General features: G+C 34.6%; 17 protein-coding genes. 11 read left to right on the top strand and 6 right to left on the bottom strand.

What is annotated here, in order from left to right:
* The first annotated feature begins 422 nt into the window (after window positions 1-422).
* Both AC5YGG_RS07170 and AC5YGG_RS07165 read left to right on the top strand, forming a co-directional pair.
* Window positions 423-1,697 carry a PepSY-associated TM helix domain-containing protein gene (locus AC5YGG_RS07170; protein WP_496143825.1) on the top strand — a complete coding sequence of 425 codons (1,275 nt, stop codon included), beginning with the start codon at window positions 423-425 and terminating at the stop codon, window positions 1,695-1,697.
* Window positions 1,681-2,736: an alpha/beta hydrolase gene (locus AC5YGG_RS07165; RefSeq protein WP_496143823.1), complete on the top strand. Its 1,056-nt coding sequence runs from the start codon at window positions 1,681-1,683 to the stop codon at window positions 2,734-2,736. Before AC5YGG_RS07170 ends, AC5YGG_RS07165 begins: the two co-directional genes overlap by 17 nt.
* A 152-nt stretch (window positions 2,737-2,888) precedes the next feature.
* Here the strand turns inward: AC5YGG_RS07165 and AC5YGG_RS07160 are convergent, their stop codons facing one another.
* Together AC5YGG_RS07160 and AC5YGG_RS07155 are read right to left on the bottom strand one after the other, a co-directional pair.
* Window positions 2,889-3,893: a hypothetical protein gene (locus tag AC5YGG_RS07160; protein ID WP_496143822.1), complete on the bottom strand. Its 1,005-nt coding sequence runs from the start codon at window positions 3,891-3,893 to the stop codon at window positions 2,889-2,891.
* Window positions 3,894-3,924: 31 nt separating this feature from the next.
* The gene (locus AC5YGG_RS07155) at window positions 3,925-4,779 is read right to left on the bottom strand and encodes a hypothetical protein (protein ID WP_496143821.1); all 855 of its coding nucleotides are present in this window, start codon (window positions 4,777-4,779) and stop codon (window positions 3,925-3,927) included.
* Between the two features lie 66 nt (window positions 4,780-4,845).
* Between AC5YGG_RS07155 and AC5YGG_RS07150 the strand changes: the two genes are divergently transcribed.
* The 7 genes from AC5YGG_RS07150 to AC5YGG_RS07120 all read left to right on the top strand — a co-directional run bounded on the left by AC5YGG_RS07150 (window position 4,846) and on the right by AC5YGG_RS07120 (window position 8,664).
* Window positions 4,846-5,364 carry a Crp/Fnr family transcriptional regulator gene (locus AC5YGG_RS07150; RefSeq protein WP_496143820.1) on the top strand — a complete coding sequence of 173 codons (519 nt, stop codon included), beginning with the start codon at window positions 4,846-4,848 and terminating at the stop codon, window positions 5,362-5,364.
* A gap of 53 nt (window positions 5,365-5,417) precedes the next feature.
* Window positions 5,418-5,966, top strand: coding sequence for a DinB family protein (locus AC5YGG_RS07145; RefSeq protein ID WP_496143819.1), 549 nt, complete (start codon window positions 5,418-5,420; stop codon window positions 5,964-5,966).
* A 42-nt stretch (window positions 5,967-6,008) separates the two neighbouring features.
* Window positions 6,009-6,521, top strand: coding sequence for a methylated-DNA--[protein]-cysteine S-methyltransferase (locus AC5YGG_RS07140; RefSeq protein WP_496143817.1), 513 nt, complete (start codon window positions 6,009-6,011; stop codon window positions 6,519-6,521).
* Between the two features lie 29 nt (window positions 6,522-6,550).
* Entirely contained in the window at window positions 6,551-7,153 is a 603-nt protein-coding gene (locus tag AC5YGG_RS07135) for a DUF2911 domain-containing protein (RefSeq protein ID WP_496143815.1), read from the top strand.
* 3 nt (window positions 7,154-7,156) lie between these two features.
* Window positions 7,157-7,684 carry a GNAT family N-acetyltransferase gene (locus AC5YGG_RS07130; protein WP_496143814.1) on the top strand — a complete coding sequence of 176 codons (528 nt, stop codon included), beginning with the start codon at window positions 7,157-7,159 and terminating at the stop codon, window positions 7,682-7,684.
* Window positions 7,681-8,052, top strand: coding sequence for a cupin domain-containing protein (locus tag AC5YGG_RS07125; RefSeq protein WP_496143813.1), 372 nt, complete (start codon window positions 7,681-7,683; stop codon window positions 8,050-8,052). The genes AC5YGG_RS07130 and AC5YGG_RS07125 overlap by 4 nt, the downstream gene beginning before the upstream one ends.
* Window positions 8,053-8,286: 234 nt before the next feature.
* Window positions 8,287-8,664 carry a PEGA domain-containing protein gene (locus tag AC5YGG_RS07120; protein ID WP_496143812.1) on the top strand — a complete coding sequence of 126 codons (378 nt, stop codon included), beginning with the start codon at window positions 8,287-8,289 and terminating at the stop codon, window positions 8,662-8,664.
* 90 nt (window positions 8,665-8,754) lie between these two features.
* Here the strand turns inward: AC5YGG_RS07120 and AC5YGG_RS07115 are convergent, their stop codons facing one another.
* The 4 genes from AC5YGG_RS07115 to AC5YGG_RS07100 all read right to left on the bottom strand — a co-directional run bounded on the left by AC5YGG_RS07115 (window position 8,755) and on the right by AC5YGG_RS07100 (window position 11,510).
* Window positions 8,755-9,540, bottom strand: a complete 786-nt coding sequence (locus AC5YGG_RS07115; RefSeq protein WP_496143810.1) for a dienelactone hydrolase family protein — start codon at window positions 9,538-9,540, stop codon at window positions 8,755-8,757.
* Complete coding sequence (locus AC5YGG_RS07110; protein ID WP_496143809.1) at window positions 9,503-10,366, bottom strand: thrombospondin type 3 repeat-containing protein; 864 nt, start codon at window positions 10,364-10,366, stop codon at window positions 9,503-9,505. The genes AC5YGG_RS07115 and AC5YGG_RS07110 overlap by 38 nt, the downstream gene beginning before the upstream one ends.
* Window positions 10,367-10,440: 74 nt before the next feature.
* Window positions 10,441-11,052, bottom strand: a complete 612-nt coding sequence (locus AC5YGG_RS07105; protein ID WP_496143807.1) for an HAD family hydrolase — start codon at window positions 11,050-11,052, stop codon at window positions 10,441-10,443.
* A gap of 26 nt (window positions 11,053-11,078) precedes the next feature.
* Window positions 11,079-11,510 carry a type I restriction enzyme HsdR N-terminal domain-containing protein gene (locus AC5YGG_RS07100; protein ID WP_496143806.1) on the bottom strand — a complete coding sequence of 144 codons (432 nt, stop codon included), beginning with the start codon at window positions 11,508-11,510 and terminating at the stop codon, window positions 11,079-11,081.
* Window positions 11,511-11,517: 7 nt separating this feature from the next.
* On the opposite strand from AC5YGG_RS07100, the gene holA reads away from it, so the two are divergent.
* Window positions 11,518-12,555, top strand: a complete 1,038-nt coding sequence (holA, locus tag AC5YGG_RS07095) for a DNA polymerase III subunit delta (protein WP_496143805.1) — start codon at window positions 11,518-11,520, stop codon at window positions 12,553-12,555.
* A gap of 306 nt (window positions 12,556-12,861) precedes the next feature.
* A complete protein-coding gene (gene trxB, locus AC5YGG_RS07090; RefSeq protein WP_065394018.1) occupies window positions 12,862-13,803 on the top strand; it encodes a thioredoxin-disulfide reductase in 942 nt (313 codons plus the stop codon).
* Window positions 13,804-14,780 lie beyond the last annotated feature (977 nt).

Raw genomic sequence — 14,780 nt, 5'->3', positions numbered from 1 at the left:
AAACATAAAGACAGAGAATATAATGTAACAAGCTATTTTTTGCCACGAATTCACGAATTATTTATTAGTGCATTCGTGGCAAAAAAAAAAATCATTCACGTTGAAATCAAAGGTTACGCAGATAATTGAGAAATTTAATTTTATTAAAAATCAAGATCAGTAGCAATTTCTAATAACCTTAAAAACAAAAATAGCTGTTGGAAAACATAAAGACAGAGAATATAATGTAACAAGCTATTTTTAGCCACGAATTCACGAATTATTTATTAGTGCATTAGGCAAAAAAACAGATGATTGTGTAGAACTTGAATCTTATAAAAAAAAATCTTTGATTTGCTAGCGCCTTAAAACAGCATGTTATTTTTATTTCTTCGCGCCTTTGCGTTTTCCAACAATCATAAAAGCAATCTTCAGATTCAGATATGGAAAATAAAAAAACTAACCCCAAGAAAAAACAGGGAAAATCCCTGACCAAAAGAATTACAGGCTGGCTCCATCTATGGCTGGGACTTGTCTCAGGAATCATTGTACTTACCGTAACCCTTTCAGGAACCGTGTTTGTGTTTTGTGACGAGATTGTAGACCTCTGTGCAGGAAATGCAAAATATATTCAGGTTCCGTTGCATGCAAAAAAAATGACGCCTGAAGAATTACTTGTTAAATTTCATGAACAGGTTCCGGATAGAAAAGCTTTTTATTTTGATACCTACAAAGAAGCAAATAGAACTTTCCGTGTAGCATCAGCAAGCCAGCCTCCCAAAGATAAAAATGCAGAGAAAGCAGAAAAACCGAAAGGAAAAGGTCGTGGTCCAAGAGGCGTTTTTGCCTATCATTATCTTGATCCTTATACCGGAACAATAACCGGATCTACAAAGAGCTATGAATTCTTTTATGTTGTTGCACATATTCATGCTCAATTGCTGGCAGGTAAATTCGGGAAAACAGTGGTGGGAATAGCATCCATTATCTTTTTTATTCAATTAATTGGGGGATTGATTCTTTGGTGGCCCAAGAAATGGAACAAAACAACAAGAACTACTGCATTTAAAATCAAATCCGGAACAAAATGGAGAAGAAAAAATTACGATTTTCATAATGTCTTTGGGTTTTATTCATTGCTTCCGGCTGTCTTTATTACCATTACAGGATTAATCATGGCATATAAGGTATTAACAGATCTTACCCAGACTGCGTTTGGAGGAGTTCCGGATGCCCATAAGATCGCTGAGAAATATGATCCAAAATATGATCCCGATAAAAAAGCACTATCCTTTACAGACTTTATTGATAGAGGGTTTAAAGAAATTCCAGAGGCTAAACAGATTAGAATGAGCATTCCTAGGAAAGATTCTGCGACGGTTTACAATGTAGTGGCTGCCAAATTTATCGGATTGAAAAGTATTATTGACGGGAAAAGTAAAGAAGTCAATAAATATACCGGTGATGAGATCAATTATCCAAAAGAAGTCCTGATGCACGAAGTGATTGAACATATGAACTTTGACCTGCACGTGGGATATTGGGGCGGAATGTTCGGGAAAATTTTCACTTTCATAATCGGAATTATCTGTACCAGTTTACCAGTTACCGGATTTTTGATCTGGTGGGGAAGAAAAAATAAATCACCAAAAAAGAACAGAGAAATTAAAAATATTCATCAACATAGAAAAGAATCACACCATGAAGAATTGGTTTAAAATTGTACTTTTATCAGCATTTTCATTTTTTACTCCTGGAAAAGCTCAGGAAAAAGTAACCATAGGAGAGAAGCATAATGTATTTTCTAAAGTTTTACACGAAAACAGAGAAATATGGGTCCATCTTCCGAAAACCTATAACGATCAGGAAATCAACCCTGCAAAATATCCGGTAATTTATCTTTTAGACGGAGAAATCAACTTTGAATATTATACAGGACTGTGTGATTTTATCGCCAGAACTCCTTATGCAGACATCCCGGAATGCATTGTTGTAGGTATTAAGAATACAGAACGAACAAGAGATCTAACCCCTACAAAGTCACAAAAGAAAAGCCCTGTAAATCCCGAAGTAACCCTTTTTTCTGATAGCGGAGGCAGTGAAAACTTTGTGAAATTTTTACAGGAAGAACTGAAACCTTTTATCAATAAAAACTACAGAACTCAGGATTATTCAGTATTGGTAGGACACTCTTTCGGAGGATTATTTGCCATTAACACTTTTCTGATGCATCCGGATTACTTCAATGCCTATGTTGCAAATGACCCAAGCTTATGGTGGGATAATAAATTGACCATTACAAGAACTAAGGAATATCTGGAAAAAAATAAAAAATTTCCGGCGAATAAAATGTTGTATGTTTCCCAGGCAGATAACGAAGAAAAGCAGAAAAACTGGAATTCAGACATGACACAGGCAATAGAAGAATTCAAAGGAATAGTAGAAAAAAACGGTTCCCTGAATTACAAACACACCTTTTTCCCAGGAGAAGTTCACGGAACAGTATCTTATCCGGGAAATTATGAAGCTTTAAAATTTATATTCAAAGGTTTTAGAACAGATATTAAGCAACTGGCAAAAAATCCAGGGCTGTTGGAAGAAGATTACAAGCAATTTTCCAGGAAAATGGGAAAAGAATTCTTGCCATCAGAATCCTATCTGAATGTAGTGCTTAAGTTTATGAAAGGCAATGATTTCAAAGAACCTGAAGCTTATTTCTTGAATCTGAAAAATAAACTGTATCCTAAGGTTAAATAATTGATATATAATAAAAAGGATGAAAATAGGGGTGTTGATGAATGTTCAATGCCCCGTTTTTTATCTGATCTCAAAAATTGTCCTTATAAAAATAAAAAGCAAACCTATACAATCACAGGCTTGCTTTTTAATATTTAAAATATCTACTGATTTTAATGTCTGTTATCACACTTTATTTCAAGTTCCGTTTTATCCTTATCTATAAAGGTAATCATTGGGCAGCCAAAAGACGGAGATGAAAAATTAAAAACCACAGGAGCCTTTCCTTTAAATAGAATACCTGTCCATTGGGCATAATTATGAGCATCATCATTTTCCGTTTTTTCAAGCGGATAAAATTCTATGCCATCATCATTTACAAATGTTTTTTCAAATACTTTTTCATTGCGATCATTAATGACCACCAATTTACGTTCCTGTGTTCCGTATTCTTCAAGAAGATCCTGTACATAGTAGGTCAGATTATCATATTTGGATTGATAGATGCCGCCATATTTAAGCTTTGATCCTGAGAAATATTTTTTCTGAACATCAATACCTGCTTTTTCCCATTTGATCATTTTCATTTTGTTTTCTACAAAAGGGTTTTTATTTCCAAAATAGGCTAAAGCATTTGAATATTTGTCGAAAATATCCATACTTTTCTGATTATCAATCTGGAATCCTACCATATAAGAATCAGAATCAATTTCTTCTCCTTCTGTAGTGTATGGGGAAAGATAAGCCACCGTTTTCAGTTTATTGACGGGGATTTTTTGCAGCTTATTCGCGCCGTAGTTGTAAAGATATAATGTGTCACTTTCAGCAATATGGCTTCCGCTAAGCACTTTTTTTCTGTATTGATTATCCAGTTCTACATATCCCATATTGGAAAAAGGAACTTCCTTCTGTTTTTTTAGAAATTCTGTCGGAATAGCCTGTTCATCACGATAAACATCAGATACAGAGATGAAAGAATCCATAAGTTCGTTACGCTGTATCGTAGAAATGTTGAAAACATTGAAATTCTTAAAATCTATTTCCTCTTCCGTTTTTACCGTCTGTACAGAATCTTTTGTAATTGTTGGCTGATCCTGAACCGGTTTTTTTTCATCTTTTTTACAACTGATAATTACCAGCGGCAAAAATAAAAGCGCTATGGCTGTATTAATCTTCATTATTTAAGAATATTTGAATTTTGCTGTTGAATTATATTTTATAATAAGGTTCCGAATAGTATTTACTGGGCTTAATGTACGCTATATTTCTTTTAGAATCAAAGATCCAGATGAATCTGCGAAGCATGTCTGCCCCAAAATAACTTACATTCTGAGTTTTAAGATCGCCTGCAAAAAATCCTATGGAAAGATCCTTAAAAACAAAACGATCAAGCTTGAAAAAAGGAAGAACAGCCTGCTTCGTAATCAGACTTTCGCCTCTTGAATTTTTAAGTGTTTTTTCTCCCAGAACTTTTAATTTCTTATCCAATTGTTGCTTTTCCGTAAAATCATTACTGTATAAAATTCCTCCTGAATAACCGGATTGAAGAGCAAAATAAGCTTCCTGCTGCCGAACGCCGTCTACCACATTATCTGCCGAAATATAAAAAGCCTCATGACTCATTATAATATGAATCGGTTGGAATCCTTTTAAATCCGGCTGCTTTTCATCATAGATCACAAATTGATTGTTGTCATAATCAATTTTAAAAGTTTTACCTTCAAAAAGTACTGTTCCGATTTTGCCGTCTGCCTCAGGTCCTGCCAACTGATGATCTGTAAAACTGATATTTTTCCAGCTCAGGTTTCCAATATCAATCGTGTTATCATTACTTATTTCCTCTTTATTAAAGATTATATGATCTGTATTGCGCTGTTTGTCAGGTGAAATAGCACCATCTTTCATTGCAATCTGAAACATGAGATGCAATGAATCTTTTTTGTTGACAAGCGTTTTTACAATGATATTATTAGATTTTGTAACCCGAAAAGGAATGGTTTGCTGAGACTTTGCAATGAAGAATCCTGCAGACAGCAGATATATGAAAATGATTTTTTTGAGCATTATTCGTGATTGGTGTTTAAACCTTTAAAATTACCCATTATCTTTGGAACACCAAAAAAAAATGAAATGGTTGAAAATTTACTTCAAAGCAGAATCTCTTGGGAAGAAAAAGAATTCAGCCGAAATGAATTTCTGAAGATTCCGGGAAGTACAGATACTCATATCTATTTTATAGAAAAAGGAAGTGTAAGAATTTTCATGACCGATGAGAGTGAAGAAAGAATCATTCGTTTTGGCTACACGGGAAATATTATCGTTTCTCTGGACTCATTTCTCTCCGGAAAACCTTCCGATCTTTCCATTCAGGCGATTAAAAAGACTAAAGTGAAAACAGCCGAAAAAAAAGATTTCTATGAATTTATCAATGCCAGTGAAGAAAACATGAAATTCTGGATGAAGATTCTGGAAGATTTGGTATTACAGCAATTGGAAAGAGAAAAAGACTTATTGATCAATGCCCCTTCAGAGCGTTTTGAACGTGTATTGAAACGAAGTCCGAAGCTATTTCAGGAAGTTCCCAATAAATATATTGCCAATTATCTGAGAATGTCACCAGAAACCCTTTCAAGACTTAAAAAATCTTGAGTTCAATCAATATTTAAGAACAAAATGATTCGGAAATTTGTCAAAAAACAGCAATGAAAATTTCAACCATACAATTGTTAAATGACTTAAAAAACAGAACTGGAAATCATTTACAATATGCCGGAACACTTTTGCTCAAACCTGAAAATGAATTGAATTTCAGACCTTCCGCAGACAGTTGGAGTGTATTGGAATGTCTCGAACATTTGAATCGCTACGGAGACTTTTACATTCCGGAAATTACCCAAAGAATCTCTTCCTCCAAAACTTCATTCAAATCAGATTTCAAACCCGGAATTCTGGGGAACTATTTTGCAAAAAGTATGCTTCCAAAAGAGAAACTCAATAAAATGAAAACTCTTAAAGCAATGAATCCCATCCATAGCCAATTGGATAAAGAAATAGTGAAAAAATTTATTCAGCAGCAGAATCAATGGCTTGAATTATTAAATAAAGCAGAACAAATTGATCTCGAAAAAACAAAAACATCAATCAGTATCTCAAAACTGATCACTTTAAAGCTGGGAGATACCTTTCGGTTTGTGATTTATCATAATGAGAGACATATCGTTCAGGCTGATCAGGTTTTAAAGAATATATAAAATTCAATACATGAATTCCAAAAAAAGAGTAATTTTAAACTAATGGAAATCATCTACCAAAAAACAATACAAACTCCATTGGGAGAAATGATAGCATGCGCTGTAGACCAGGGAATCTGTCTGCTTGAATTTACAGACAGGAAGAATATTGAAAAACAATTCAAAACGTTGTCAAAAGCTTTAAAAGCTGAAATAGTAGAAAAAGAACACATTCATTTTCAGCAATTAGAAGAAGAACTGAGAGAATACTTCGATGGAACAAGAATGCAGTTTGATATTCCTTTATTTACAACCGGAACAGAATTCCAGGAAAAAGTATGGCAGCTGCTCCGTGAAATTCCCATGGGAGAAACCAGAACCTATAAACAACAGTCCGAATTTTTAGGAAATCCAAAAGCTATAAGAGCTGTAGGAACGGCTAATGGAATCAATAAAATTGCTATTCTGATTCCTTGTCATCGTGTTATTGGCTCCAGTGGAGAATTGGTGGGCTATGCAGGAGGAATCTGGAGAAAACAAAAATTATTGGAGCTAGAGAAAGCTATTTTATTTTGATTTTCGTAATTTTAAACAAAAATTTACACGTGAAAAAGTTATTAATAGCAGTTTGCATTTCAGTTTCAGGGTTTGCTTTAGCACAGGATTATTCCGTACCGGCTGTGAGCCCGCGTCAGAAAGTAGAGCAGCAGTTTTCTATGTCTAAAATTTCCATTGACTACGGAAGACCTGGAGTAAAAGGACGTAAGATTTTTGGAGAACTGGTTCCTTACGGTCAGGTTTGGAGAGCAGGAGCTAACTCTTCTACAAAAATTACATTCGGACAGACCGTTAATTTTGGCGGGAAAAATGTTCCGGCAGGTACTTATGGATTATTTATCGTTCCTACAGAAAAAGAATGGAAAATTATTCTGAATAAAGATTTCCAACAGTGGGGAGCTTATACCTATGATCCTAAACAAGATGTTGTTGATGTTACTGTGCCGGTAAATAAACTGGCAGACAAACAGGAATGGTTTGAAATCACCCTTAACCCAACAGATGAAAACACAGGAAATCTTGTGATCAAATGGGATATGAATCAGGCTGAGATTCCGTTGAAACCAGCAAAATTAGATACCGTAATCAAGATTTCTGATAAGCTGAAAGAAATCCAGAGAATAGAATCAGATTCTAACAAAAAGGGCTAAGAAATGAATTTCTCTGTTCAACCTGTTTTAGAAAATGAAGAATTTCAATTAATCCCCTTACAGCAAGGGGATTTTGAATCTTTATATGAAGTGGCTTCCGATCCTAAGGTATGGGAGCAGCATCCTAACAAAGACCGTTATCAAAGAGAAATTTTTGAAAACTTTTTCAGAGGTGCTATAGAAAGCAAAGGCGCTTTTAAAATCATTGAAAAATCTACCGGTGATGTATTGGGAAGCAGCCGTTATTACGACTTTGATCAGGATGATAACCATATTTTCATAGGATATACTTTCTACGGAACAAAGTCCTGGGGCAAAGGAATTAATCCCCAAGTAAAAAAACTGATGCTGGATTATATCTTTCAGTTTGTAGATAAGGTTCACTTTCATATCGGGAAAGAAAACTTTCGTTCCCAGAAGGCGTTAGAAAGATTAGGAGGTGAAAAAATAGCAGAAGAGGAAGTTGCCTATTTTGCAGAACCTACCAGAACAAATTTTGTATACGAGATCAAAAAAGAAAATTGGATATGAAAAAATATAAAATTCAGCAATCTCCGTTCGTAGTTCCTACTACTGATGGGAAACTGATTGAAGAACATTGGGGAAACTCTACAGGGAATTCAAATGTTTCCATTGCTCATATGGTAGCACCTCCGGATTGGAGTGAGCCGCATCAGACACCGGAATTTGATGAATTCACTTATATTATTTCAGGTAAAAAACAGTTTGAAATAGACGGGGAGATTGTGGTTTTAGAGAAAGGACAAAGTATTCTTATCGAAAAAGGAGCAAGAATCCGTTACAGCAACCCGTTTTCGGAAGCTTGTGAATACCTTGCGATCTGTCTTCCTGCATTTTCAATGGAATTAGTGAACAGAGAAGTGGAAGGAGTGGACTAGAGGCTCCAATTATGGATAATACTTTAACGATATAAATAAAAAATAATCTTAGAAATAAGGTTATTTTTTGTTTTTAAAATAAAATGGTTATAAAATCTTTAAAAAATAAGATTGGAGAATCAGCCAGTTAAATATTACGCATGATAATATCAGAAAAGATTGTCTTTCGTTTTTAAATTATTTTGTAAGTTCGCGCGCTGAAAACTATTACCGTTTGAACTTTTATTAAAATATATGAAAAACAAGTTATCAATTGTATTATTAATTGGAATCACACTTTCTACAACCTCGTGTGCTACTATTTTTACAGGAACCAGTGATAAGATCACTTTCAACTCAACTCCGGAAGGAGCTACAGTATTTCACAAAGGAATTGAAAAATGTGTTACTCCTTGTGTTACTCCTATTTCAAGATCACTGAGCAAACAGACCGTAACTTTTAAGAAAGAAGGTTTTAACGATCAGGAGGTGAAACTTACTAAGAACTTCAATCCGGTGACATTGCTGAATATCCTTCTGGGAGGGGCTATCGGTGTAGGAATTGATGCTGCTACAGGTTCTTTAACTAAATATTCTCCAAAAGCATATAATGCTGAACTGGAAGCAAAATAATTCTGATTAATGATCAAAATAACAATGTACCAATAATTGATTGAAATTGGTACATTGTTAAACTGTTAGATTGTTTCATTAAATAAAACATTATTTCAATATTTCTTTCAGGAACATCAATGTATGATTCCAGGCTCTTTTTGCCATTACTTCATTATAATCCGGTGATTTAGGATCTGTAAAGGTATGCTTTGAATGAGCATAAGTGATGATTTGCCAGTCTGCATTTCCATCATTCATTTCTTTGATGAGGTTACTGTAGTCTTCCGGTGTTACACTCTTGTCATCAGCCGGGTTTTCAACCAGAATTTTAGGACTCAATTTTTCATTTTTTCTGCTTTGATCTCTTCCCAGACTTCCATGAATAGAAACCACCCCTGCAACAGGTAAATTCCCTCTTGCTGACTCTAAAGCTCCTGTTCCGCCAAAGCAATATCCGATAACGGCTGTTTTACCGGGAACTGCACCATTTTTCTTCAATTGTTCCAAAGCAAGAGAAATTCGTTGTTGATATTCCTTATAATTCTGTTTGTAGTATCCTGAACTCTTGGCTGCTTCTTCATTATTGGCAGGAATCTTTCCTTCACCGTAAATGTCTGCAATAAAAGCAATATATCCCTGTTTTTCAAGTTCAAGAGCTGCGGTTTTAGCTTCCTCATCAATACCTTTCCAGGCGGGAAGAATCAAAACTCCGGGAAGCTTTTTTCCTGCATTGGAAGTTACTAAGCCATTCAGTTTCTGGGAACCGTCCTGATAGGAAACTGTTTTAAGATTTTGACTGAAAAATGTGCCTGAAGCCATGAGAAATGTGGTTAATAAGCTTGATTTAAGAAAATGCTTATTGAGTAAGTTCCCATTTTTGATTGTTGTATTCATATTTTTTTATTTTGTCGAGGTATTCAATTTTTATTTGGTGATGTTTGGGAAAAGTGACCCGTATAATAACAGGAGAGGTTTCTTTTTCTCTCTTTGCTGATTTTAGTTTTATTCTTCCCCGGCTGTCTTCATAATCATAGTGGCTCATCAGGTAGGAGAACAATTCAGGAGCAAGTACCGCTTCATAATCCTTGACCATTGATTTGGGTATTTTTGAAGAAATATATACACTACTTTTATACTTTTCGAAAAGATTTTCAATTGCACTTTTGTTCCAGAATCTGGTAATGAGAAAGTTGTATTCATTCACGCTGAAATCACTGGAACATCCTTTGGTTACAACTTCATCCATTGGACCATTATCTATAAAATAAACATAGAGAAAACTTTTATACAATTGTTCTTTGGATACATCATTTAAAATGTTCTTATTGATAAGGTTATAAATGTTTTCAATATTTTCGTTGTCAACCTTAAACTTTTCAAAAGCTTCTTCATCTTTTTTCCTGAAATAAGCACAATTTTTTTTGATTGTTTCAGGGCAGCCGTAGTTTTCCTCTATGCCTGCAATTTCAGGACACTGATCTTCATAATCCGGTACGCCGTCTTTGTCTTTATCCGGAAATGGGCAGCCATGATTTTCTGTAGAACCAGCCTCTGTAGGGCATTGATCAAGATAAAATAATACATGGTCCTTATCCTCATCCGAAAGACAGGTTTTTTTATTGAATTCTTTACGGCATTTCTTGTATGCTTCCTGATTTTCAATTTTTTGAGCTTGGAGATAAACTGTCGTAAAGAATAATAACAATAAGGCTTTTTTCATATTCATAGAAAATCCTCAACTAAATTAATGAAAATAACTTAATTGAGGATTTTAAATATATTATTAGGAAATATTTAGATTTCTACTCCCAGATTTGCAAGTTCCTGCTTCAGATCAGTATCCTGTAAAACATGAATTGTATTGAACCCAAGTGATTTTGCCATTTCAATATTCTTCGAATTATCATCGATGAAAACAGATTCGTTTGCCTGAATATTATATCTTTCTAATAAAACATGCCATATTTTAGGATCTGGCTTAATCAGTTTTTCTACTCCTGAAACCACAATTTTTCCATCAAAAATCTGAAAGAAATCATAATTTTCTAAGGCATAAGGGAAAGTTTCCGCAGACCAGTTGGTTAATCCAAATAAGTGATAATCAGTATTTTTTAATTTTCTGAGAATTTCAACATTCTGAGGAATATCGCTTTTCAGCATTACAGTCCAGTTATCATAGAAAGCTCTGATCTCTTTTTCCCACTCCGGAAATTTCTTCACCTGAATTTCTGTTCCTTCTGCAAGACTTCTTCCACGATCCTGTTCAATATTCCATTCATCCTGAGCGATATTTTCAAGAAAATATTCCATTTTTTCATCATCTTTGAAATAATCTTTAAAGAAATATCTTGGATTCCAGTCCATTAAAACTCCACCGAAATCGAATATAATATTTTTAATTTTCATATGTATTATTGTATCTGTTTCATTCCTTATTGCGGTCTGTAAAACACATATTTTTCATCCTCATAATAGGCATTAATATGCTGAAGACCATTTGTGAGAATAATTTCTCTGGCTCCGATAATAGAATTGTATCGGGCGGTCTGTTCAAATGTTTTTTCCGTAAGTTTTATCTGAGGTGCTTTACATTCAATCAAAATTACAGGTTCTGTTTTTTCGGTAACTAAAAGATCAACTCTTTTGGTTAATCCGTTGAGAACGATCTTTTTTTCAGTGATCAGTGCCGATGTGGAGTAGGATTTTACAGTAAGATAATAGTGTATCCAATGTTGTCTTACCCATTCCTCAGGAGTGAGCAGAAGATAAGTTTTGCGAACCAAATCATAAATAAAAAACTTATCTTTGTCTTTCTTGAATTTAAAATCAAAAGTTTCCTGAAAATTCAGTTTTGGAAGTTCCATTAATAAGATGAAAGAATTAGATTTAATCCTCAAAAATATTAAAAATAAAGAAGTTTTACCTATTTATTTTTTCCACGGAGAAGAAGCCTACTTTATTGATGTCGCTGTAAAAGCCCTTGAGCATAACTTTTTGGAGGAGGATGAAAAAGCCTTTAACCAAACCGTTACTTACGGAAAAGATACTTCATATCAGGAAGTTCTTTCTCTGGCGAGACAGTTTCCGATGATGGGAGATAAGCAGGTGATTATTGTAAAAGAAGCTCAGGATCTGAAATTCAATGAGGATGAAAACAGAATTCTTGAAGCTTACGTAGAAAACCCGATTCCATCCACAGTACTGGTGTTTGCTCATAAACATAAAAAGCTGGATAGCAGAAAAAAAGCAGCAAAAGCACTGGATAAGGCAAAGTTACTTTTCCTTAGTGAATCCGTAAAAGAAAGTAATCTTCCGAAATGGATCTCTGATGAATGTATCAAGCTTAATATCAAAACAGCTCCCAATATCTCTCACCTTTTAGCAGAATATCTTGGGAACGATCTTTCAAGAATTGCTAATGAACTGAATAAACTGAAGATTATCCTTAAAGAAGGAGAAGTTCTGGACGGAACCATCGTTGAAAATCATATCGGAATCAGTAAGGAATACAATATTTTTGAACTTCAGAAAGCTTTGGGAACCAAGAATGCCAATGCAGCTTTTAAGATTGCTCATTTTATGGGGAAAAATCCAAAGAATAATCCTTTTGTAATGATGCTGGCAAGTCTTTACAACTACTTTTCCAATGTCATTATTTATCAGACCATGCCAGGGCAATCACCACAAACTATTGCTTCACAAATGGGGGTAAATCCATATTTCGTTAAAGACTATGCAGAAAGTGCGAGGTTGTATCCTTTAAAACATGCTACAAGAGTCATTTCTATTTTAAGAGAATTTGATATGAAAGGAAAAGGGCTTGGTGCTGTGAATATGGGAGAAGCTGAACTGATAAAGGAATTAGTATATAAAATTATCAACGTAGATAAAATTAAAATGAAGGTTTGATTTTATGTTTGAGAGTAGGAGAGTATTAGGCTTTAGGGTTTAGAGTGGAAAGGTAGTGAATACTGAATTTAAGACAGATAGATAATAGACAGATAGATGATAGACAAGGGATATAGGTCTTACATATAAAGAAGCAGTTCTAAACCTGAACACGCATCCCGTACCTCGAAACCCGCATCTCGTACCCTCATTGACAATCCGCATATCTCTTATTGACAACTATCATTAAAATAACTTTAAAAAGATGGCAAAAATTACGAAATTAGCGGTCTTAATTTAATTAAATCTTTTTTGAACAAATAGATTATGGAGCAAAACATTTTAGATTGTGTGATCGTTGGATCCGGACCTTCTGGTTTCACAGCTGCTATTTATGCAGCAAGAGCAGACTTAAAACCTGAATTGTATACAGGTTTGGAGCCAGGTGGACAATTAACTACAACTACTGAGGTAGATAACTTTCCAGGGTATCCAGCCGGGATTACAGGTCCTGAAATGATGATGGATCTGCAAAAACAGGCAGAAAGATTTGAAACTAAAGTTCATTACGAAATGATCACTAAGGCTGAATTCTCTAAAGAAGTAGGCGGTGTTCACAAATTGTATGCAGGTAACAAAGAGATCCTTGCCAAATCGGTTATTATTTCTACAGGAGCTACAGCAAAATATTTAGGTCTTGAAGACGAAAAAAAATACGCAGGAGGCGGAGTTTCTGCTTGTGCTACCTGTGACGGGTTTTTCTACAGAGGAAAAGATGTTGTCGTAGTAGGAGCGGGAGATACAGCTGCTGAAGAAGCTACTTATCTTGCAAAATTATGCAGAAAAGTAACATTATTAGTAAGAAAAGATGTATTCAGAGCTTCAAAAGCAATGGTTCACAGAGTAGAAAGTACCCCTAATATTGAAGTGAAATTCCACCATGAGTTAATCGGGATTGAAGGAGAAAACAGCTTGGTAGAAAGAGCTGTGATTATCAACAACCAAACTCAGGAAACCTCTACAGTAGATGTTGAAGGGATCTTCATCGCTATCGGACACAAACCGAACACTGATATCTTCGTTGGTCAGGTAGATCTTGATGAGAACGGATATATCTTGACAGAAAAAGGTTCTTCAAGAACGAATCTTCCGGGAGTTTTTGCTGCTGGTGATGTTCAGGATCATATCTACAGACAGGCTATTACCGCTGCAGGAAGCGGATGTATGGCAGCAATGGATGCAGAAAAATACTTAGCTGAATTACATTAATATTCAGTTTTTCGATACAGCGAAAGCGTGCCTGAGGGTGCGCTTTTTTATTTTGAGCTGAGGCTGGGTGGATACTTGTGAATATTATGGGCAAACTATAAAGACACAAGAATATTTTGAGTTTGCTTCATAGATGATTTTAACAATGTTTTACTATGTTTTTTGCTACTAATGCACGAATTTTAAAATATTGGTTCGTCTTTTAAACGCTTGCTATAGAGATACTATTCTATGCTTAAATAAGGCTATTTGATATTTTATGTGCAGGAATAATAATTTAAAAATATATTTAGCAGTATATAATTTTATCGGAGATAAAATCTTAGCGTCTTAAAAACAGTATCAAAAGTAAAAATAGCGCCCTTGCGATTTCCAACACCACTTCTTTAATCATTATCATATTGTTGGAAAACGCAAAGGCGCGAGGATTTATCTACATGGCATATATTTTAAGGCGCAAGAAGATTAAAGATCTTCAGCAAGAATAATGCTGATTTGTTTGCCATGAATGCTTAATGAATTTATTATTCGTGCATCCGTGGCAATTATTAGCAGTATAGAATTTTATCGTAGATAAAATCTTAGCGCCTTAAAACGGTGTGTATCTAATATTCTCTTGCGCCTTTGCGATTTTCCAATATATTTCATTACTGATTGCTTTGCTTATAATGAGATATTTGTAAAATATATTTTTAGCAGTATATAATTTTTATGGTAGATAAAATCTTTGTGCCTTAAAAACAGTGTCTAAAGGAAAAAATAGCACCCTTGCGATTCCCAATATCATTTCTTTAATCATTATCATATTGTTGGAAAACGCAAAGGCGCAAGGAATTTATCTACATTGCATATATTTTAAGGCGCAAGAAGATCAAAGATCTTCAGCAAGAATAATGCTGATTTGTTTGCCACGAATGCTTAATGAATTTATTATTCGTGCATCCGTGGCAATTATTAACAGTATACAATTTTATCGT

It is taken from the genome of Chryseobacterium sp. CS2K3, assembly GCF_059515185.1.
This window is presented reverse-complemented; position numbering and strand designations above follow the sequence as displayed.